The organism is Nonomuraea longicatena, from assembly GCF_039525605.1.
Classification (GTDB): Bacteria; Actinomycetota; Actinomycetes; order Streptosporangiales; family Streptosporangiaceae; genus Nonomuraea; species Nonomuraea longicatena.
In genome coordinates this window covers 197705-218809 of sequence record NZ_BAAAHQ010000023.1, presented here as the reverse complement: position 1 = coordinate 218809, position 21105 = coordinate 197705, and the positions used below count along the sequence as shown (strand labels likewise).

The window sequence follows — 21105 nt, the reverse complement described above, 5'->3', positions numbered from 1 at the left end:
TCTGTCAATCAAGGAGAACCGTTATCCCAGCTAGAAGGCCAAGAATTGAAGCAATGACGCTGCACCTGAATGCAAGTGTTGTTGCAATGAATGACGGCGAAGACAATACTTGCGGCATGCCAGGAGAACGACTGACCCAACAGGACCGTGAGCGCATCGCGGCCGGGCTCGCCGGCGGGCTCTCGTACGGCGAGATCGCCAGGCGGCTCGACCGGCCTACCTCGACGATCACCCGGGAGATCGCCCGCAACGGCGGCCCCGCCGAATACCGGCCACAGCAGGCGCACCAGGCGACGGTCCAGCGGGCCCGGCGCGGCACGCCGACACCCCCGAGCGAGGACGCACCGCCCGCAGGCGTGATGGCAGAGGAACTCCTGGAGATGGCCGTCAGCGCGGGAACCCCGAAGATGGCCGCGCGCATCCACCTGGACCTGGTGCTGTCCGAGGACGGCAGACGCACCGCCGCCGAACTGGCCCGCAGGCTGAACGTCAGCCCGGCCTCCGTCTCCGTGGCCGTGAACTTCCTGGTCCAGCAGGGATTTGTGCGGCGCGAGCGCGATCCGCAGCGGCGTCGTGACATCTACGTGGTCGACGACGACGCCTGGTACCACGCGATCATGACCAGCGAACGGCAGACGCTGGAGAACGCGCGGGTCACGATGGCGGCGGCCGAGGCGTACGGACTCGACAGCCCCGTGGGGCGACGGCTGGCGAAGACGGCGGCGTTCATGGAACACCTCAGCATGGACATCATGGAGGTGGCCGACCGCTGGCGCCCTCTCCTGGCGTGACCGGGACCACCCTCTGGCACCCGGTGGGGAACCCGGCGACGCCCTTCGGGAGACAGCACGGTGAAACACCGACTCACGAAGGAGAGGCGTTGAGTGCTGAGACGGTCGAGATCGACGACGGAGAGCTGATCCGTCGATCGGTACACGACCCCGAGCAGTTCGCCGTGCTGTTCGACCGCTACGCCAAGCAGATCCATCTGTATGCGGCGCGGCGGCTCGGAACACAGGCCGCCGACGACATCGTGGCCGAGACGTTCCTGGCCGCCTTTCGCAGGCGCGGGACGTACGACACCTCGTTCGCGCTGGCCAGGCCCTGGTTGTACGGCATCGCCACCACGTTGATCGCCAGGTGCCGGAGGCAGGAGGAGCGACTGCTGCGGGCGCTGAGCCGTACCGGAGTGGACCCTCTGCCCGAGGCGCTGGCCGACACCGTGGCTCGGCGGGTCACGGCGCAGGGCAGGGAGCGTGAGCTGGCGGGGGCGCTGGCGTCCCTGCCGCGCGGGCATCGGGACGTGCTGCTGCTGGTGGCGTGGGAGGACATGTCGTACGAGGAGGTGGCGCGGGCGCTGGACGTCTCGGTGGGGACCGTACGGTCACGGCTGCATCGGGCACGCAAGAAGGCCAGGAACGTGCTGGGCGAGGAGGAGCTGCCATGAAAGTGTTGAAGGAGTTCCGCCGGAACACCCCGGCGATGACGGACGAGACCGCGGAGTCGGTCAGGGCACGGCTGATAACGGCGATCCACGGGCCGGAGACCGTACCGAAGCGGGCCGCGAGGCGGCTCGGCCGGCGGGTCGTGCTGGCGGCGGCGCTGGCCCTGGTCGTCGGCGGGACCGTCGTGACGCTCAACGGCCCGCAGGAGATGGCGCCGGTGTCCGGCGTGGCCGAACTGGGCGAGCGCGCCGCCCGTGCGGCGGAGAAGGACCGCGCGCTCACCCCGGACCCCACCCAGTGGCTGTACACCAAGGAACTGCAGCTGAGCGGCGTGGTGGGAGACGTGGACCGCGACCAGCGCAACACCTGGGAGCGGTGGACCAGTGTGGACGGCAAGCAGTCGGCCTGGTACCAGGACGGCAAGCTGATGTTCCAGGGCAGCGCCTCCTTCGACCCGGCCGTGCTGGCCGAACCCCCTGTCACCCCGGCCAGAGTGATCGCCAAGATCGAGGCGGCCATCCTCGACGAGGACCGCCGGGGACCGCAGGAGCTGAACGGCCGTGTCCCGCCGAAGATCCTTCTCACGGTGATCACCCAGCTCATCACCGAACAGTGGCTCGCCCCCGAGGTGCGGGCCGCGCTCTACCGCGCGCTGCCCACGATCAAGGGCATGAAGGTGGCTCAGGATGTGCCCGTGGCCGACGGGCGGCGCGGTGTGGCGTTCAGTCTCACCGATGCCGAGGCACGCAGCTATCTCGTCCTCGATCCGCAGACCTTCCGGTTTCTGGGCACCAACTCGACGCGGCTGAAGGATCGCACGTTCAAGTGGGCCGATGGCAGCAAGGAGACATTCAAGGAGGGCACCGCAGGAATGACGGCGCGACTGGTGGCCGAGATCGTGGACCTTCCGGGCCAGCGCCCCTGATCGCGGAACGCCTACACTCCTGACCATGGACGCTCCTGTGCGGGTGACGATGGCGGGTGCGGGAAACGCCTTCGGCGACGGAGGGCTGCTGCAGTCCTGTGTGCACGTCCAGCCGGCGGGCGCCGACGGGGCGCTGCTCATCGACTGCGGAGCCAGCGCCCTGTCCGGCCTCAAACGCCTCGGTCTCGACCCCGGCGACGTGGCCGTCGTCGCGGTGTCCCACCTGCACGGCGACCATTTCGGCGGACTGCCGTACCTGATCCTCGACGGCCAGTTCAGTCGCAGGCTGCGGCCGCTGCACCTGGTGGGCCCGCCCGGCCTGGGCGAACGCCTTGAACAGGCGATGGAGGTGCTCTTCCCCGGTTCTACTGCGGTGACGAGGCGGTTCGCCGTGCGGGTGCACGAGGTCGCGCCGGGGTCGCGGGTCGAGGTCGAAGGCTGCGGCGTGCAGGCGTTCGAGGCGGACCACGCGGCCGGGGCGGTCGCGCTGGCGCTGCGGGTCGAGGTGGGCGGTCGCACGATCGGCTACAGCGGCGACAGCGCCTGGACCGACACTCTGATCGAGGTGGCGGACGGCGCGGACCTGTTCGTCTGCGAGGCGTACACCTTCGACCGGCCCGTACGCTACCACCTGCACGTACCCGACCTGCTGGCCAGGCTGGGCGAGTTGCGGTGCGGGCGGCTGCTGCTCACGCACGCGGGGCCGCAGGTCCTGGCCCGGCGAGCGGAACTCGGCCTCGAACTGGCCGAGGACGGCATGGTCGTGGAACTGTGACGACCTGCTAGCCCGGCGGCCGGGTGGACTCGCGGATGAGGAGTTCGGGGCCGAGCACGACCGGTTTTCCCGGTCGCTCGCCGCGCAGGAGCCGGGCCAGCATGCCGACGGCCGCGTGGCCGGCTTCCTCCAGCGGCAGACGCAGTACCGTCACGGCCGGTTTCGTGGACTGGAACAGGATGAAGTCGTCGGCGCTGGCCACGCTGACGTCCTCGGGCACCCGAACGCCCTGGGTGCCGAGCCCGTGCAGGAGGCCGAGCACGGTCGCGCTGTTGTAGCCGATCACGGCGGTGACGCCGGCCTTCGCGACCGTCTCCGAGACCTCGATGCCGGCGTCCACCGTCGGCGGGATGGGCCCGGCGACGACGAGGTCGGCGCCGCTCTCCTCGGCGCGGCCGCGCAGGGCCGCGATCCGAGGCGCGTCCGCCCACGAGCCGGGCGGGCCGCTGACGTAGCAGAGCCTGCGGTGGCCCGCGCCGATGAGGTGGTCGGCGATCGCGGCGACGCCGCTCGGAGTGTCGATCAGCACCGAGGGCAGCCGTCCGACCCTGCGGTCGACGAGCACGAGGGGGATCCGTTTGGCGACCTTGCGCAGAAAGGGGTCGCCGCAGAGCGAGGTGGCCACGATGAGGCCGTCCACCTCGGAGGAGAGTCGTTCGATGAGCCGCGTCTCCCGCTCTGCGGACAGCTCGGAGATCATCAGGACGATCTGGCGGTCCTCCTCTTCCGCCGCCTGCTGGACGGCCGCCACGAGCGGCCCGAAGAAGGGGTTGGACAGGGTGGGGACGACGAGGCCGAGCAGACCGGTGCGCCCGGTGCTCAGGGCCCGCGCCACCCGGCTCGGGCGAAAGCCCATCTCGTCGGCGATCCGCCGGATGCGCTCCCGCGTGGGGGCGGCGACGAGGGTGGGATGGATGAACGCCCTCGACACCGTCGATTTCGCGACCCCCGCGACCCGGGCGACGTCGGCCATGCTCACCGACTTTTGCTGGCGCATGCGCGTACCTCACGTTTTCCGACCTGTTCGCCCGCCGTTCTCCCCGGCGGCGCACGGCGATTCTCCGTAAAGGACGGCTCGCAGTGCAACCGGTAGCCGTGATGGCCTGCGGTTCTCACGGGCCTGCCGCGCCGGGGGCGGCGGAGACGACCGCCGGTTCCCAGCTTCGGTCGGTGACCCGGACCAGGCCCCGGTCGGTCAGCTTGATCTGGGGGGAGACCGGCAGCGTCAGCGTGGCGACGCTCATCAGCACGTTGCGGTGGCGCCAGCCCCACGCGTGCAGCGCCTCCCGCACTCGCCGCACTCCGTCGGCGACCTCTTCGGCGGGGCGGTCGGACATCACGCCCGCCACGGGCAGGGGCAGGCGGACCGGTTCGCGGCCGCCGCGCGCCACGCAGATGCCGCCGTGCGCGCCGATGACCCAGTTGGCCGCCGAGCGCATCAGCCGCGCGTCCGTGCCGACGACGGTGACGTTGTGGCTGTCGTGGGCGTAGCTGGTGGCCACCGCGCCCGTGCCCAGCTCGAAGCCGGTCACGGGCACCATCGCGTGCCGCCCGCTGCGCCGGTGGCGCTCGTAGACGGCCATCAGCGCCGTCCGGCCCTCCCAGCGGACCACGCCGTCGCGTACGGGCAAGGTGACGGTTCCCGGCACGGTGTAGGTGTCCTCCGCGTTCACCTGGATGCTGCGGAAGACGTGCTCGCCGTCGGGCAGTTCGACCCGCCAGACCGGGTCCGGCCCGGTCAGGGCCGAGAGGTTCACCGACGCGCCGAACGGGTTGAGGGTGGCGGCGCCCTCCTGCCGCCGGACGAGCCGCCCGCCGCACACGACCGCGACCGGGGTGAAGTCGGTCAGGTTCCGCAGGAGCACCAGGTCGGCGCGCCTGCCGGGGGCGACGGCGCCCCGGTCGTCGAGTCCGAGCCGGCGCGCCGGGTGCAGGCTGAGCGAGCGCAGCACGGTCAGCGGCGCCATGCCCGCCTCCAGCGCGAGCCGCGCGATGTGGTCGAGGTGCCCCCTGTCCATGATCGAATCGGCGGCGATGTCATCGGTGACCAGGCAGAACTCGGGAAGTACGGGCAGCCGTTGGAGCGCGCTCACCAGTTCCGCGCTCAGCGACTTCTCCTGGAGCATCAGCACCATGCCGAGGCCCGCCTTCTCCACGGCGACGGCCGTGCGGTTCTTGGTGTGGTCGGAGTCGATGCCCGCCCACAGGTACTCGTTGAGGTCGTCGCCGGACAGGTTGGGGCAGTGCCCGTCGAGCCTGACGCCCAACCGGCGGGCCGCGCGGACGATCTCCATCGTGCGCGGGTCGCCGGACACCACGCCCCGGTAGTCCATGACCTCGCCGAGTGTGCGGACACCGTCCCGGCTGAGCAGGTCGGCGATGTCGGCGACGGTGAGCCTTGCGCCCGAGGTCTCGAAGCCGTCCAGGGCGGGCACGCACGACGGCGCCGCCCACAGCATGGTCTGGGCGGTGGTGCGGCCCTGTTCCATCATCCAGGACATGCCGTCGGGTCCCACGACGTTCACGATCTCGTGGGGGTCGGCGAGCACGGTGGTGGTGCCTCTGGGCAGCGTGATCCGGGCGAACTCGGCGGGCGTGAGCAGGGAGCTCTCGATGTGCATGTGGGCGTCGATGTAGCCGGGCGCGACCAGCAGCCCGGTCCCGTCGATCACCTCCGGGGACTCGACGACGGTGCCGGGGCTGGCCAGCGCGCGGATCCGCGCGCCGCTGATCATCACCTCGGCGCGGCGGGTCTGCCCGGTGTGGACGGACACGACGCGGGCACCTCTGATGAGGACGTCGCAGCGTTGTGGCAGTGGCATGTGCGGCCTCGCACTCTCGGTCACGGCGGACGCGTTCGCGGCGCCCGCCCGCGCGGACGGTCGGACGGCGGCTATCCAGCGATCTCCCGGGCGAAACGCTGGATCCAGGCGTGGTGGTGCCGCATCACGAAATCCAGGTCGATGGGGCGGAACCCGGCGCCGATGGGGTCGGCTGCGGCCGCGCCGCTCACCCTGGTCAGTGCCGGGGGCAGCCTCGCCGTACGGTTGACGGGCTTGTCGTGGAAGGCGGTCGCGGCCCGTTCCTGGACCGGGCGGGAGAGCAGGTAGTCGATGAACCTCTCCCCCATGGCCCGGTTCGGCGAACCTTTCACCAGTTCGACGCGGTTGGTGATGAGGTAGCGGCCGAAGTCGGGTGGGGTCCAGGCGATGGGCCGGCCCCGCTCGACGAGGTCCACGGCGAAGATGTCGAGCGAGGGCGCCATGACGACCTCGCCCCGGTCGAGCAGACTGGCCAGTTCCGTGCTGCGGTTGTAGAAGGTGAGCACCCCGGGCTCCAGCCGGGCGAGGGCGCGGAAGGCGGCCTCGACGTCCGCCGGGCCCGATCCGTACGCCTGGGCGAGCGCCAGCAGGAACGGCACTCCGGCGGAGACCGCGGTGCCGGGGAGGGCGACCTGCCCCTGGTACGGCGCCGCCCCGAGCCGGTCGAGCGTCGGCGCGGCCGCGAGCCGGTCCGTGCGGTAGGCGATGCCGAGCAGTGCGTAGGTGTAGGCGGGTCCGTAGCCGCGCGGGTTGCGCGCGAAGGCGTGGGCGTCGGCCAGGTTCGGCAGGCGGGCGGGGTCCAGGGTGTCGAACAGTCCCTCCTTCTCCCCCATGGCGGCGTAGAGGTCGGACATCAGCACGACGTCGACGGTGGGAGCGGTCCTGTTCGCGCGCAGCTTGCTCAGCCGGTCGGCGTTGCCGCCCGTCTCCAGGACCACGTCGATGCCGGTCTGCCGTTCGAAGGGGGTGACGACCGCCTCCTCGACGCGGTCGGCGGCGTACCCGAAGACGCTCACGACCAGCGTCCCCCGCGCTGTCTCCGGCGTGCCGCCGCACGCGGTCGCGACCAGGACGAGGAGGGCCGGTAGTGCCGCTCGCCACGTCATGGCGCCCGCCCGTCCAGGCCGACGGCCCGTGCGAGCGGGACGGACAACCGGATGGCCGTGCCGGGGGCGAGACCCGCGTCGGCGCGCAGGACGACGACCGGCCCGCTCTCGTCCGTCTCGACGGTGACCGCGTAGCCGGTGCCCCGGAAGCGCAGGTCGCTCACCGTACCGGCGAGGACGACGGCGTCCGGGGGGAGGCGGTCTCCGGGCCTGAGCACCCCGATGTGCTCGGGCCGTACGGTGACCAGGCCCTTGCCCGGGAGGTCGAGGAAGTTCTGGTAGCCGAGGAAGTCGGCGATCCAGCGTGAGGCCGGTGCCCTGAAGACCTCCTCGGGGGTGCCGTGCTGCATCACCCGCCCTTTGTCGAGGATCGCGATCTCGTCGGCCAGTTCGAGGGCTTCCTCCTGGTCGTGGGTGACGAGGACGGCGGTGAGCCCCGTCTCACGCTGGACGCGCCGCAGTTCGCCGCGCATCTGCACGGCCAGCCGGGCGTCCAGGTTGGACAGCGGCTCGTCGAGCAGCAGCACAGCGGGCCGGATCGCCACCGCCCGGGCCAGGGCGACGCGCTGCCGCTGGCCTCCGGACAGTTCGTGGGGACGGCGGGCGGCGAGGTCGGCCAGCCCCACCAGGTCGAGGGACTCGCGCACCCTGCGGCGCAGATGCTCGCCGCGCAGGCGCCGCATCCGCAGGCCGAAGGCCACGTTGGCGGCGGCCGTCAGGTGCGGGAAGAGCGCGTACGACTGGAACACCATCCCGATGTCGCGGCGCTCCGGCGGCAGTGCGGTGGCGTCCCTGCCGTTCAGCAGCACCCGTCCGCCGCCGGGCCTGAGGTATCCGGCGATGACCCGCAGGATCGTGGTCTTGCCGCATCCGCTGGGCCCGAGGAGGGCGGTGATCCGGCCGGGCGGGGCGGCCAGGTCGACGTCGTCGAGGGCCAAGACGCCGGGGACACCGGGGAACTCGTGGCGCACCCGCTCCAGGCGTACTACCGGTTCCATCGGGTGGCCTCCTGCCGGCCGAAGACGTGGGTGAACCCGGCGAGCCGTTCGGTGACCAGCGTCACGGCCACGGCGAGGGCGAGCAGCAACGTGCAGGCGGCGGCGACGAGCGGGTCGAAGGCGAACTCGACGTGATGCAGCATCTCGACCGGCAGCGTGGTCGTGCCCGGCCCGTTGAGCAGCAGCGACAGCGGCACGTTGTTGAACGAGGTCACGACCGACAGCACGGCGGCCGCGACGATCCCCGGCCGCGCGACCGGCAGGGTGACCCGTGTGAACGTGGTCCAGCCGGTCGCGCCGAGGCCGCGCGCGGCCTCCTCCAGGGACGGGTCCGCGCGGGCCAGTGCGGCGCCGGTCACCCGGACGGCGTACGGCAGCAGCAGGACGGTGTGCCCGGCCAGCAGTGCGCCGAACGCGTCCACCCGCAGGTCCACCATGAGCGTCTGGAAGAGCGCGTAGCCGAGGACCAGTTCGGGCACGATGACCGGCAGCGTGAACAGGGTGCCGACCCCGGCGCGCAGGCGGGCGCCGCTGCGGGTGAGGGCCAGCGCCACGGGTAGCCCGAGCAGCAGCGCGAGTGCGGTGCCCGCCGCCGCCAGCAGCACGCTGGTCCGGAGGGCGGCGAGAAACGGCTCGTGGGCGACCGCTTCGGCGAACCAGCGCGGTGACAGCCCGCGCGGCGGGAACTCGATGGTGTCGCCCGCCGTGAGCGCGATCCCGATCACCGGCAGGATCGGGCCGAGCAGGAAGGCGAGGGCGACCAGGGCGATCCCGGTCAGCAGCGGGTGACGGCCGCTCATGACGGCACCGCCTTCGCGGACGCGCGGGCCGCGAGCGCCGCGGCCGCGAGGACGACACCGGTCATGACCAGCGCGACCGCGCCCGCCGACCGCCAGTCCACGCTCACGCCCGCGTAGGTGTACAGCAGTGTGGCCAGCGTCGGCGTACGGGCGCCGCCGAGCAGCAGCGGCGTGGTGAAGGCGGTGACGGCGCCGGCGAACACGAGGGTCGCACCGACCAGGATCCCCGGCAGGGCCAGTGGCAGCACGATCCGGCGGAACGCGGCCCCGGCGGAGGCGCCGAGTCCTCTGGCGGCGGCCTCCAGGTCGGGGTGGACCTGAGAGAACGCCCCGTACGACGTGACGACCACCAACGGTGTGAACAGTTGGGTCAGTCCGATGACCACGGCCGTCTCGGTGTAGAGCAGTTGCGTCGGCCGGTCGCTCAGCCCGAGTCCGGTGAGAACGGTGCTCATGAGCCCGGTACGCCCCAGGATCACCAGCCACGCGTAGGTGCGCACCACGGTGCTGAGCAGGAGCGGGAAGAGCGCCAAGGCCAGCAGGAGGGCCTGGCGGCGGGCGGGGCTGCGAGCGATGAGGCGGCCCAACGGCAGGCCGAGCAGCAGGCACAGGCCGGTGGTGAGCGCGGCGATCCGGACGGTGCGGGCGGTGGCCCGCCAGATGTGGTCGTCGGCGGCCAGCGCTCCCAGCCTGCCGGCCAGCCCGCCGTCCGCATCCGGTGACGGGGCCAGCAGCGCGGCGGCGACCGGATAGAGGAAGGCCAGGGCGAGCACGGCCAGTCCGGGCGCGAGCAGCAGCCGGGTCGTTCTCGTGTGCCACAAGGCGATCGTCCTCCCTCCCGGGGCCGACAGGGTCGTCCGGAGGACAGGGATGGGACCGGTAGCCGCAACCGGTTCCATTTCTATGAGAACTACAGCCGTAAAAGCGGGTCAACCATCCTCATTCAGGACACTCCAGCATTGTGATCAGCGGCCCCACCTGGCATTCCGCCTACCGGCACCCTCTGGCGCGACAAAAGAAGCCCCAGGTCAGAGACCTTTGCAGGAGAAGAGAAAATCTTGAGGAGGAATGTCCTTAATTCAATCGTTATCGCCATGTCAACTTATTGACAGACTTCCGGTGAACCCGCCGTTAACCTCGCATGACACATTCAAACGATCAATTCTCGTCTGATCATTGTGCGCGTTCTCCGGCCGCGCGTGCTTGCCACCCATTTCCGCATGTGCTCACATGACAAACGGAACAGGGAGCTTTCAGCCGCATGAGCGCGCTGAGCCAACACAATGCGCGCCTGTCATTCACTCGCAACACAAGGGTTGACGTCCGCATGTCCACTTCTCGGTTCTCTTACGACGCCCTGCTCGCCGGGCCGCCACGGCTGCTCGCCGGGCCCGGCGAGCTGACCCGCGTCGCCTCGGTCGCCGAGGCCGTGGCGGACCGGGCCGGCGGCCCCCTGCGCGCGCTGCTGGTCGTGGGCGGCGGGTTCCACCGGCGTTCCTGGCGGGAGCCGGTGCTCACGGCGCTACGGCCGTTCCGGGTACGGCTGGCCGTGCAGCCGGACATGCCGACACCGGACTGCGTGGCCCGGCTGGCCGCCCAGGTCCGCGCGCACCGCGCCGACGTCGTCGTGGCGGTCGGCGGCGGCAGCGTCATGGACGCGGGGAAGGCCGCGGCGGCGATGTCGGCCGAATCCGTGATCACCGCGGACCGGGTCGTCGAGGCGTGCGAGGAAGGCGCCCCCAGCCGGGGTGTTCCGGTGGTGGCCGTACCGACCACGTGCGGCACCGGAGCGGAGGCCACCCCGTTCGCCACCGTCTGGGACCGGCGGCGCGGGTGGAAGCTGTCGCTACGCGGCGGCGCGGTCCGGCCCGCCGCCGCCGTCCTCGACCCCGACCTGCTCGTCGGACTGCCCGCCGACCAGCTCGCCGCCAGCCTGCTCGACACCCTCGCGCAGGGGGTGGAGGCCGCGTGGTCCACGCGGTCCGACGAACGGTCGGCCGCGCTGGGCGCGGCGGCGTGGGCCGAACTGGCCACCCTGCTGGAGCGGCCGAGGCCGCTCGGGCCCGCCGAGCGGCGCTCCGTCCTGCTGGCCGGGCACTACGCGGGGCGGGCCATCGCGACGGCGGGCACCACGATCTGCCACGCGCTGTCCTACCCGCTGACCCTGCGCCACGGTCTGCGGCACGGGCATGCCTGCGGCCTCACCCTGGCGCCCGTCCTGCGCTACAACGCGGCCGTCGGCGAGAGCGACTGCGCCGACCCGCGCGGACCGGCGCGGGTGCGCGCCGCCATCGCCGGCGTCGCCCGCGCAGCGGGCGCCGACGGCCCCGGCGACCTGGCCGGGCGGGTGGAGTCCTTCCTCGCCGCCGCGCCCCTGCCCCGCGTGGCGGGGTTCGGCGACGCCGACCGGATCGCCGTGGAGGCGCTCGGCTACGACCGCGCCGCCGGCAACCCGCGCCGGGTCGACGCCCGGACCCTCGCGCGGATCCTGACGAACCTGCCCTGATCGACTCCGTGGAGGCGGACATGCACGTTGACACGTACAAAGTCGTGCACTGGATGAACGTGCGGAAGATGACGGCGGCCCAGGTCGCCAAGGCGTCCGGGATCGAGGCCGACGCCTTCGCGGCCTCGTTGTCCGGCGACGGCGAGTGGCCGGACGACGTGGCCGCGGCCGTCGCCAGGACCCTGGTGATCGAGCCGGAGAAGCTGGCCGCCAGCGGCAGGCGCGACCTCACCGTGCTCACGAGGACCGCCCGGCAACTGCACGACACGCGGCGGCCCATCCAGCGGGACGGGATCCACTTCTACAACTACTACACGATGGCCGCGCCGCCGGGCGCGGTCGCGCCGGTCATCCTCGACATCCTCTGCCCCGAGGGCCGCGTGCCCGCACTCAACAACGGGCACATGGAACCGGCGATCACCGTGAACCTCGGCCCCGGCGACATCAACGGCCGCTGGGGCGAGGAACTCAGCCCGGCCACCTGGCAGGTGATGCGGGCCAACGGGGACGGCGACGCCTGGATCGTCGGCGACTCCTACGTGGAGCCGTCGTTCTGCCCGCACAGCTACTCGCTGGCCTCCGGCATCCCGGCGCGGATCGTGTCGTACACCGGCCACTCCAACCTGGCCGCGCTGGTGGAGGACGTCAACGACTGGGCGGAACGGCCCGCCCAGGCGCTGCTCGACCATCTCGGCGACGGCCCCTCCCCCCGGGCGCTGGCCGTCCTGCTGCTGTCCAGGCGGGGGCACACCATGGACTCGGCCGCCGCCGTGCTCGGCACCAGCGGCGAGAAGCTGGCCGCTGCGCTCGACGACAGTGCCGGCGACACTGCCGACGACGTGCTGCGCGAACTGGGCTCGGCGCTCGGCTTCGACCACCGGCTGCTGCTGCCCCCGGAACGCCGCCACGACAGCGTCGGCAAGACCTACCGCGACATCGCCGAATGCCGTCGCGACACCCGGCCGTTCCTCGGCTACCAGGTCACCTCGCTGGCCAGCGCGCCGCACCTGCCCGACCTCACCGGCCTGTACGTGCGGGTGGACGGGGACGGCGGCGAGGACCTGTGCGAACCGGCGGAGACCCACTACCTCGTGACCGGCGGCGAGGTGAACCTGCACTGGACGACCGCCACGGGCCGCGACGCCTCGACCCGGCTGGAGCCGGACGGCAGCGCGTGGGTGGCACCGTTCGCCGCGCACCGGTGGACCGGCGACGGCGCCCTCATCAAGCTCGGCTCCGGCCGGCACCTCAGCTACCTCGACCTGTACGAGCTGGCCAACACCTACTCCGCCGCCGCCACCCTGCGCCGGGCCCGCCGTGACGGGCGCGGCTGGGGATACGACTCCTGAGGAGGACAGACAGATGCGCGTGGTGTACACCGACGCCGCCTGGTCGCTGGACGAGTCCGGCCAGGTGGAGCCGGCCAGGGCCGGCATCGAGCGCGAGGTGTTCGGGCCCGGTGTGGAGCTCGACTTCGGGCTGCACGACGGCCGCTTCCTGCTCGACGGCCCCGAGTTCCACCGGCATGTCCGAGGCGCGTCCGCACTGGTGATCTACCGCTGCCAGGTCACCCCGGCACTCCTCGACGCCGTCGGCCCGAGCCTGCGGGTGATCGCCCGCAGCGGCGTGGGGGTCGACAACCTCAACGCGCCCCTGCTCAAAGAGGCCGGCATCGCCGGCTTCAACATCCCCGACTACTGCGGCGACGAGGTCAGCACCCACACCCTGGCCCTCCTGCTGGCGCTGGAGCGCAACATCTGCGCACAGGACCGGCTGGTCAAGGGCGACCGGTGGAGCGTGCACGCGGGCGGGCTGCCCCGCAGGGTGTCCGCCAGGACGGCCGGAATCGTCGGCTTCGGCCGCATCGGCCGGGCCAGCGCCCGCAAGCTGCGCGCCTTCTACGACCGGGTCGTCGCCTACGACCCCTACGTCTCGGCCGACCTCATGGCCGCCCACGGCGTCGCCCACGCCGCCGAACTGGGCGAACTGTTCGCGGCGGCCGACGCCGTCGTGGTGCACGCCGCGCTCACGCCGGAAAGCGACCGGCTCGTCGACGCCGACGCACTGGCCCGGGCCCGGCCCGGCGCCCTGCTGGTCAACACCGCGAGGGGCCGCCTGGTGGACGTCACGGCGGTCCTCGACGCCCTGGAGCGCGGCGGCCTCGGCGGCTTCGCCTCCGACGTGTTCTCCCCCGAGGACCCCAACGACGATCCGGTGGCCCGCAAGCTGCTCGAACGCGACGACGTGGTGGTCTCGGCGCACCGCGCCTTCCTGTCCGCCGAATCCGAGCGCAGCGTCAGGCGGCGCGTCGCCCAAGGCGTCGCCGACGTACTGCACGACTCACTAGAGAGAGACGATGACAATCACTAACTCCCAGAGCCGCGACCGGCTGGGCCGCTCGCCCCGCAGCCCCGGCGCACTGCTGCGCGCGCTGCTCGCCGAGCCGGGGCCCACCCTCGTGATGGGCGCCCACGACGGCCTGAGCGCGCGGATCGCCGCCGAGGCCGGATTCCCCGCGCTGTGGGCCTCCGGCCTGTGCATGTCGACCGCGCTCGGCGTGCGCGACAGCGACGAGGCGTCGTGGACCGAACTGCTCGGCATGGTCGCGAGGGTGGTGGAGGCGTCCGCGTTGCCCGTGCTGGTGGACGGCGACACCGGCTACGGCAACTTCAACACCGCAAGGCGCTTCGTCACCCGGGCCGAGCGGATCGGCGCCGCCGGGGTCTGCCTGGAGGACAAGGTCTTCCCGAAGATGAACTCGTTCGTCGGCGACGGGCACGTGCTCGCGCCGGTGGCGGAGTTCGGCGGAAAACTCGCGGCCTGCCGCGACGCCCTGCGCGACCCCGACTTCATGATCGTGGCCAGGACCGAGGCACTGATCGCGGGTGCCGGGCTCGCCGAGGCGCTCGACCGGGCCGAGGCCTACCGGCTGGCGGGCGCCGACGCCGTCTTCATCCACTCGCGCAAACCGACCGTCACCGAGATCGCCGAGTTCGCCCGCGCGTGGGAGGGCAGGCTGCCGTTGCTGATCGCGCCGACCACCTACCACGCCACCCCGCTGGAGGAGTTCGCCCGCCTCGGCCTGTCCGGGGTGATCTGGGCGAACCAGAGCATGCGGGCCGCCGTCACCGCGATGAAGCGGGCCTGCCACTCCCTGTGGGCGGAGGGCCCGGTCTCCCTGGAGCCGACCATCGCCTCGCTGGACGAGGTGTTCGACCTGATGCGCTACCAGGACCTCGCCGACGACGAGAAGCGCTACGAGGCGCGGGGACAGGACGGGGCATGATCGATGCCGGCGCCCTGCTGGGCGAGCTGGCCTCCCGTGGCGTCGCCGACGTCGCGGGGGTGCCCTGCTCCTATCTGACGCCGCTGATCAACCGGGTGGCCTCCGGCCCGGATGTCGGGTACGTGCGCGCCACCCACGAGGGCGAGGCCGTCGCCGTGGCCGCAGGCTGCTGGCTGGCCGGGGCGACGGCGGCCGTCATCGCCCAGAACTCCGGCCTGGGCAACATGGTCAACCCGCTCACCTCGCTGAACCACCCCGGCCGCATCCCGGTGCCGCTGATCGTCACCTGGCGGGGCGAGCCGGGCCGGCCGGACGAGCCGCAGCACGAACTCATGGGCGGCATCATGCCGGCGCTGCTGGAGGTCATGCGGATCGGCCATGCCGTGCTCCCCTCCGATCCCGGCGGGCTCGGCGCCTGCCTGGACGGCGGCTGGGCCGCGATGGAGCGCGAGGCGCTGCCGTACGCGTTCGTGCTGCGCGACGGCGTCGTCGCGCCCGAGCCGCTGCGAGAGCGCCCGCCGCCCGCGCCCACCGTCCCCGACGTCGTCGGACACGGCGCGGCCGGGCCGCCGCCCTCCCGGACACAGGCGCTGGAACACCTGCTCGAAGCACTGCCGGACGCGGCCGCCGTGGTGTCGACGACCGGCAAGACCAGCCGGGAGCTGTACACGATCGCCGACCGGCCGCAGCACTTCTACCTGGTCGGCGCGATGGGCTCGGCGAGCGCGGTGGGGCTCGGCGTGGCCAGGCACACCGACCGGCCGGTGGTGGTCGTCGACGGGGACGGCGCCGCCCTCATGCGCCTGGGCACCCTGGCCACCGTCGCGGGCCATCCGGCCGCCGGGATGGTGCACGTGCTGCTGGACAACGGCGTGCACGACTCCACGGGCGGCCAGCTCAGCCTGGCGGCGCAGGTGGACCTCCCCCGGGTGGCCGCCGCCTGCGGGTACGCCGGCGTGCACGACTGCGCCGACCTGCCCGGTTTCGTGGACGCGCTCAAGGCCGCGCAGGCCGCCACCGGGCCGACCTTCGTCTACCTGCGAGTACGCCCGGGATCGCCGTCGAGTCTCGGCCGCCCGAAGGTCCACCCGTCGGAGGTGGCGCGGCGCTTTCGCGACTTCGTGACGGGAGCGGTGCGGTGAGCGGCGACGGTGTCAGCGTCGGCGCCGGTGTCGGCATCGGTGTCGGCGTCATCCACGGACGTTTCCAGCCGCTGCACCTCGGCCACCTGGAGTACCTGCTGGCCGGGGCCCGGCGCTGCGACGTCCTCGTCGTCGGCATCACCAACCCCGATCCGGAGCTGACCGCGCACGAGCCCAGCGACCCGGCCCGCAGCAGCCCGGAGGCCAACCCGTGCACCTTCTACGACCGCTACCTGATGGTCGAGGGGGCGCTGCGGGAGGCGGGCCTCGCCGCGGAGCGGATCCGCGTCGTGCCGTTCCCGCACAGCTTTCCCGAGCGGCTGCGCCACTACGCGCCGCAGGACGGCACCTACTTCCTAACCGTGTACGACGAGTGGGGCGAGACCAAGGCGGCCAGGTTCGCCGCGCTCGGGCTGCGCACCGAGGTCATGTGGCGCCGCACCGACAAGCCCATCAGCGGGAGCCGGGTCAGGCGGGCCATCGCCGACGGCGGCGACTGGCGCGCGCTGGTGCCGCCGGCCGTCGCCGCCGTGATCGAGGAGAGGAGGATCGATGAGCGGATCAGGCACGCTCTATCTGATCGCGCTGTGCGGCGGGGCTGACCGGCCGATCGGGGCGCTCGGCGGGCGCACGCCGTTCGAGGCGGCCCCCACCCCGCACCTGGACGCGCTGGCCGCAGCGGGCCGCAACGGACTGCTGGAGATCATCGCCGACGGCATCCCGCCGGAGTCGGACTCCGGCGCGATGGCGCTGCTCGGCTACGACCCGGCCGTGTACTACACGGGACGGGGGCCGCTGGAGGGGTTCGGCAACCGCTACTGGGATCCCGGGGGGCACTCGGTGGCCTTCCGGATCAACTTCGCCAGCCTCAACGAGGAGACCGGGCGGCTCGACCGGCGCACGTCGAGGGATCTGGCCGACGAGGAGATGGAACACCTCGTGGCCGAGGTCCTGGAGCGGGTCAGGCCGGAGCCCGGTATCGAGGTGCGGCTCACCGGCTGGGGCAGGCACCGGGGCATCCTGGCCTTCAGCAGCAGAAGCAGGCGGCTGTCCGGAGAGGTGTCCAACACCGACCCGGGGTTCGTCAAGTCGGGGGCCTTCGGCGTACCGGTCGCGGGCCACGCCGGGCGGCCGCTGCCCGCCCGCGCGCTCGTGGACGACCCGGCGGCGCATCTGGTGGCCACGCTCGTCAACGACTTCGTCCGGGCCAGCGCGCGGGTCCTGTCGGCCAGCCCGGTCAACCGGCGGCGCGTCGCGGAAGGGCGCAAGCCGGCGAACCTGCTGCTGGTCCGCGACGGCGGCCACCTGCTGCCCGACCTGCCCCCTGTCTCCGGACGCGTCTCGATGTACGGGCAGGTGCCCGCGGAGGCGGGCCTGGCCAGGCTGATCGGGGCGGAGTTCACCACCGCGAAGGTGGCGCCGGGCCAGTCGGAGCCGGACTTCTACGCCCGCCTGCTGCCGAGTCTGCTCGCCGATCCGGCCGACGTGGTGTTCGCCCACATCAAGGGCCCGGACGAGCCCGGCCACGACAACCAGCCGGAGGAGAAGGCGCGCGCGATCGCCGACATCGACGCCCACCTGGTGGGACCGCTGCGGACGGCACTCGGCCCGGCCGACACCCTCGTCGTCACCTGCGACCACGCCACCCCGTGCGAGGCCGGCATCCACACCGACGACCGGGTGCCGCTCGCGGTGGCGGGACCGGGGATCGCCCCCGACGAGGTCACCGCGTTCGGCGAGGCGGCGGCCGCGCGCGGCGCGCTGCCGGTCAAGCGCGCCAGCGACCTCATGCCCTGGTTGACGAGCCTGCGGAAGCCGTCATGACGACGGTGACCGGGCTGCGGTTGCGCGGCATCCTCGACTCACGCGCCCGCCCGACCGTCGAGGCCGACGTGTGGGTGGACGACGTACGCGGCCGAGGATCCTGCCCGGTGGCCATCGCCCCCGGCCGGTTGGAGCGCCGCCGGGGTCTGCGCACCGGCGGCCTGGGCGACCTGCGGGACGGCCAGGCCGCCCAACTGCTCCGCGAGGGTCTGGTCGGACTCCCCTTCAAGGGCCAGGACGACCTGGACGGGCGGCTGCGCGACCTGGACGACCGGCACGGGCTCGGCGCCGACGTCACGCTCGCGGTGTCGCTGGCCTGCGCCAGGGTGCTGGCCGGGCGCGAAGGGCGGTCGTTGCGCGGCTGGCTGTCCGGTCTGTTCCCACATCCGCCCCGGATGCCGCGCCTGCTCGTGAACGCCTTCTCCGGCGGCATCCACCGCTCCGGCGCGCCGGACTCCTTCCAGCAGATCATGCTCATCCCCGGCACCGGGGACCTGACCGGCGACGTGCTGGCCGCCCTGGAGATCTACGGCGAGCTGGAGGACCGGCTCACCGGCGCGGGCGGGCCGCCCGCGATCTCGGCCTCCAGCGGCTTCCTGCCGCCCGGCCGCGACAGCGCCCGGCACCTCGCCGAACTACGGCACGCGTGCCGGGGGCACCGGGCGACTCTGGGCGCGGACGTGGCGGCCGAGCACCTGCTCGCCGCCCCCGGCCGTTACCGGTACCAGGGCGCGGAGCACAGCTCCGAGCGCTTCGCCGAAATCCTGCTCGACCTGGCCCGCGCCCACCGCGTCGAGTACCTGGAGGATCCGTTCGACCCCGCCGACACCGACGCATGGCGGGCCTTCCTGCCCGCCGCGCGGCAGGCGGGGGTGACCGTCGTCGGCGACGACCTGTTCGCCTCCGACGCCGGCCGCGTCGTGCCGGGACTCGCCGACGCCGTCCTGCTCAAACCGAGCCAGGCCGGTACGGTCACCGCCACCCTCCAGGCGGCCGGGGCCGCCCGCGCGCTCGGCCTGCGCCTGGTCGTGTCACACCGCTCCGGCGAGACGGAGGACACCGCCATGTGCGACCTCGCGGTGGCCGTCGGAGCGGAATGGATCAAGATCGGCGGCCCCAGGAGGGGAGACCGCATAGCCAAGTACAACCAGCTCATCCGGCTGGCCGAATCGCTCACAGAAGGAGCAGCATGTCACGCGCCAAGCAGTTCAAGGATCTGATGCTCGCCCCCGAACTCCTGGTCGTGCCGAGCGCCTACGACGCGCTGAGCGCCAAGGTGATCGAGCAGGCCGGTTTCCCCGCCGTCCACATGACGGGCTCGGGGACCTCCGCCGCCATGCTCGGCCTGCCCGACCTCGGCTTCGCCACCATCACCGAGATGGCGTGGAACGCCAAGAACATCTGCCTGGCCGTGGACCTGCCGGTGATCATGGACATCGACGCCGGGTACGGCAACGCGATGAACACCTGGCGGTGCGTGCGCGAGTTCGAACGGGCCGGGATCGTCGGCGGGCACCTGGAGGACCAGGTGGTGCCCAAGCGGTGCGGGCATCTGGAGGGCAAGCGGCTCATCTCCGCCCGCGAGATGATCGGCAAGATCGAGGCCGCGGTGGAGGCCCGTACGGACCCGGACTGGGTGCTCATCGCCAGGACGGACGCCCGCGAGAAGCTCGGCCTGGACGAGGCCATCCGCCGCGCGAACGAGTACGTCGCCGCGGGCGCGGACTGCATCTTCCTGGAGGCGATGCTCACCGTGGACGAGATGAAGCGGGTCAGGGACGAGGTCGACGCCCCGCTGCTGGCCAACATGGTCGAGGGCGGCAAGACACCCTGGCTCACCACCCACGAGCTGGAGAAGCTGGGCTACAACCTGGCCATCTACCCCCTGTCCGGGTGGTATGCCGCCACCTCGATCCTGCGCAAGGTGTTCGCCGCGCTGCGCGACGAGGGCACCACGCAGGACTTCTGGGACCGCAACGACATGCGGATGACCTTCGACGAACTGTTCGAGGTGTTCGATTACTCGCGGATCTCCGAGCTGGAGTCCCGCTTCGTGGTCAGGGACGGCGACGGTGTTTCGTGACGGCGTCCTGAGCTCCTCCGGCGGCCGGATCACGGTGCGCAGCCCGTGGGACGGCGAGGTGGTCGGCGACGTACCGGCCGACACGCCGCAGGAGCTGGACGAGGCGATCCGGCATCTGCGGGCGGTCCGGCGACCGCTGCCGCCCAGGCGGCGGGCGGAGGTGCTGCGCCGGACGGCGGAGCTGCTCCGGGAGCGGGCGGAGGAGACCGCGATGCTGATCACCCGCGAGTCCGGCGTGTGCGTCGCGGAGACCCGGGGCGAGGTCGAGCGGGCCGCCGTCAACCTCACGGTCGCCGCCGAGGAGGCCGAGCGGCTGCGGGGGGAGAGCATCCCCGTCCCCGGGCAGAACCGGCTGGCGGTGACCCTGCTCGAACCCGCCGGGGTCGTGGCGGCGCTCACGCCGTTCAACCGGCCGCTGAACCAGGTCGTCGTCAAGGTGGCACCCGCCGTGGCGGCGGGGTGCGCGGTGGTGCTCAAGCCGTCGGAGAAGACGCCGCTGACCGCGCTGGCCCTCGCCCGGCTGATGATCGAGGCGGGGCTGCCGCCCGAGTCGCTCGTGGTCACGACGGGGGCGCCGGGCCGGCTCGGCCCGGCGCTGGCCGGCCATCCCGGCGTGGACATGGTGACGTTCACCGGGTCGGTCCCCACGGGCGAGCGGGTCGCCTCGGCCGCCTCCGGCAAGCGGATCCTGCTGGAACTGGGCGGCAACGACCCGCTGATCGTGCTTCCCGACGCGGACCTGGAACTCGCGTCGCGGCTGGCGGCGGACGGCGCCTTCGCCACGGCGGGCCAGTCGTGCCGGGGAGTCAAGCGGGTGATCGCCGTCGGCGGGATCGCCGACGACCTGTCAGCGGCGATCGCGACGCGGGCCGGCCGGAAGCGCGCGGGCGATCCGCTCGACCCGGCGACCGACGTCGGCCCGCTCATCAGCCGGGAGGCGGCGGCCGAGGTGGAGCGGCGGGTGCGCGAGGCCGTCGCCGCAGGCGCCAAGCAACTGTACGGCGGGGAGCGGGACGGCGCCCTGCTGACGCCCGTGGTCCTGGACCGGGTGCCGCCGGACGCGGAGCTGGTCGTGGAGGAGACGTTCGGCCCGGTCGCCCCGGTGATCCGGGTCGGCGGCGTGGACGAGGCGATCGAGGTGGCCAACAGCACGCGCTACGGCCTGCAGTCCGGGGTGGTGACCTCGGACGCGACGGCGTTCATGCGCATCGCGGCGGAGTTGCGCGTCGGCGCCGTCAACCTCAACGCGGGTCCGCAGTTCGACTCCCCGCACATCCCCTTCGGCGGGGTGAAGGCCAGCGGGCTGGGCCGGGAAGGTCTTCGCTACGCCATCAGGGAGATGTGCGTGACGAAGACCGTGACCCTGCCCCTGCCCTCGTACTGAGGGCGTGAG

20 protein-coding genes are annotated in these 21105 nt (G+C 72.6%); 14 read left to right on the top strand and 6 right to left on the bottom strand.

Features of this window, described 5'->3' with window-relative positions:
• Positions 1-116: 116 nt before the first annotated feature.
• The 4 genes from ABD120_RS22180 (at position 117) to ABD120_RS22165 (ending at position 3145) form a co-directional block, all read left to right on the top strand.
• A complete protein-coding gene (locus ABD120_RS22180; protein WP_343951885.1) occupies positions 117-791 on the top strand; it encodes a GbsR/MarR family transcriptional regulator in 675 nt (224 codons plus the stop codon).
• 89 nt (positions 792-880) lie between these two features.
• Entirely contained in the window at positions 881-1447 is a 567-nt protein-coding gene (locus ABD120_RS22175; RefSeq protein WP_343951884.1) for an RNA polymerase sigma factor, read from the top strand.
• Positions 1444-2370 (top strand): CU044_5270 family protein, encoded by a 927-nt coding sequence (locus ABD120_RS22170; protein WP_343951883.1) that lies wholly within the window; start codon positions 1444-1446, stop codon positions 2368-2370. The genes ABD120_RS22175 and ABD120_RS22170 overlap by 4 nt, the downstream gene beginning before the upstream one ends.
• Positions 2371-2395: 25 nt before the next feature.
• Positions 2396-3145 carry an MBL fold metallo-hydrolase gene (locus tag ABD120_RS22165; protein WP_343951882.1) on the top strand — a complete coding sequence of 250 codons (750 nt, stop codon included), beginning with the start codon at positions 2396-2398 and terminating at the stop codon, positions 3143-3145.
• A gap of 7 nt (positions 3146-3152) precedes the next feature.
• On the opposite strand, the gene ABD120_RS22160 is transcribed toward ABD120_RS22165, so the two are convergent.
• The 6 genes from ABD120_RS22160 to ABD120_RS22135 all read right to left on the bottom strand — a co-directional run bounded on the left by ABD120_RS22160 (position 3153) and on the right by ABD120_RS22135 (position 9692).
• Positions 3153-4142, bottom strand: a complete 990-nt coding sequence (locus ABD120_RS22160) for a LacI family DNA-binding transcriptional regulator (protein ID WP_343951881.1) — start codon at positions 4140-4142, stop codon at positions 3153-3155.
• 115 nt (positions 4143-4257) lie between these two features.
• Entirely contained in the window at positions 4258-5919 is a 1662-nt protein-coding gene (locus ABD120_RS22155; RefSeq protein WP_343951880.1) for an adenine deaminase, read from the bottom strand.
• A 119-nt stretch (positions 5920-6038) separates the two neighbouring features.
• The gene (locus ABD120_RS22150) at positions 6039-7073 is read right to left on the bottom strand and encodes an ABC transporter substrate-binding protein (protein ID WP_343951879.1); all 1035 of its coding nucleotides are present in this window, start codon (positions 7071-7073) and stop codon (positions 6039-6041) included.
• The gene (locus ABD120_RS22145) at positions 7070-8071 is read right to left on the bottom strand and encodes an ABC transporter ATP-binding protein (RefSeq protein WP_343951878.1); all 1002 of its coding nucleotides are present in this window, start codon (positions 8069-8071) and stop codon (positions 7070-7072) included. The genes ABD120_RS22150 and ABD120_RS22145 overlap by 4 nt, the downstream gene beginning before the upstream one ends.
• Positions 8059-8871 (bottom strand): ABC transporter permease, encoded by an 813-nt coding sequence (locus ABD120_RS22140; protein ID WP_343951877.1) that lies wholly within the window; start codon positions 8869-8871, stop codon positions 8059-8061. Before ABD120_RS22140 ends, ABD120_RS22145 begins: the two co-directional genes overlap by 13 nt.
• Positions 8868-9692 (bottom strand): ABC transporter permease, encoded by an 825-nt coding sequence (locus tag ABD120_RS22135; protein WP_343951876.1) that lies wholly within the window; start codon positions 9690-9692, stop codon positions 8868-8870. The genes ABD120_RS22140 and ABD120_RS22135 overlap by 4 nt, the downstream gene beginning before the upstream one ends.
• A gap of 506 nt (positions 9693-10198) precedes the next feature.
• Between ABD120_RS22135 and ABD120_RS22130 the strand changes: the two genes are divergently transcribed.
• The 10 genes from ABD120_RS22130 to ABD120_RS22085 are packed head-to-tail and all read left to right on the top strand — an operon-like array spanning position 10199 to position 21096.
• Positions 10199-11377 (top strand): iron-containing alcohol dehydrogenase, encoded by a 1179-nt coding sequence (locus ABD120_RS22130; RefSeq protein WP_343951875.1) that lies wholly within the window; start codon positions 10199-10201, stop codon positions 11375-11377.
• 20 nt (positions 11378-11397) lie between these two features.
• Positions 11398-12726: a histidine kinase gene (locus ABD120_RS22125; protein ID WP_343951874.1), complete on the top strand. Its 1329-nt coding sequence runs from the start codon at positions 11398-11400 to the stop codon at positions 12724-12726.
• A gap of 13 nt (positions 12727-12739) precedes the next feature.
• A complete protein-coding gene (locus ABD120_RS22120) occupies positions 12740-13747 on the top strand; it encodes an NAD(P)-dependent oxidoreductase (RefSeq protein ID WP_343951873.1) in 1008 nt (335 codons plus the stop codon).
• Positions 13734-14663: a phosphoenolpyruvate mutase gene (aepX, locus tag ABD120_RS22115; protein WP_343951872.1), complete on the top strand. Its 930-nt coding sequence runs from the start codon at positions 13734-13736 to the stop codon at positions 14661-14663. The genes ABD120_RS22120 and aepX overlap by 14 nt, the downstream gene beginning before the upstream one ends.
• Positions 14660-15805: a phosphonopyruvate decarboxylase gene (gene aepY / locus ABD120_RS22110; RefSeq protein WP_343951871.1), complete on the top strand. Its 1146-nt coding sequence runs from the start codon at positions 14660-14662 to the stop codon at positions 15803-15805. The genes aepX and aepY overlap by 4 nt, the downstream gene beginning before the upstream one ends.
• A complete protein-coding gene (locus ABD120_RS22105) occupies positions 15802-16407 on the top strand; it encodes an adenylyltransferase/cytidyltransferase family protein (RefSeq protein ID WP_343951870.1) in 606 nt (201 codons plus the stop codon). Before aepY ends, ABD120_RS22105 begins: the two co-directional genes overlap by 4 nt.
• Positions 16358-17629, top strand: a complete 1272-nt coding sequence (locus ABD120_RS22100) for a CMP-5'-phosphonoformate--3-phosphoglycerate phosphonoformyl transferase (RefSeq protein WP_343951869.1) — start codon at positions 16358-16360, stop codon at positions 17627-17629. Before ABD120_RS22105 ends, ABD120_RS22100 begins: the two co-directional genes overlap by 50 nt.
• On the top strand, positions 17626-18849 hold the full coding sequence (locus ABD120_RS22095; protein WP_343951868.1) for an enolase-like domain-containing protein: 1224 nt from the start codon (positions 17626-17628) through the stop codon (positions 18847-18849). The genes ABD120_RS22100 and ABD120_RS22095 overlap by 4 nt, the downstream gene beginning before the upstream one ends.
• On the top strand, positions 18819-19712 hold the full coding sequence (bcpA, locus tag ABD120_RS22090) for a carboxyvinyl-carboxyphosphonate phosphorylmutase (protein WP_343951867.1): 894 nt from the start codon (positions 18819-18821) through the stop codon (positions 19710-19712). The genes ABD120_RS22095 and bcpA overlap by 31 nt, the downstream gene beginning before the upstream one ends.
• Complete coding sequence (locus tag ABD120_RS22085) at positions 19702-21096, top strand: aldehyde dehydrogenase family protein (RefSeq protein ID WP_343951866.1); 1395 nt, start codon at positions 19702-19704, stop codon at positions 21094-21096. The genes bcpA and ABD120_RS22085 overlap by 11 nt, the downstream gene beginning before the upstream one ends.
• The last annotated feature ends 9 nt before the right edge of the window (positions 21097-21105 follow it).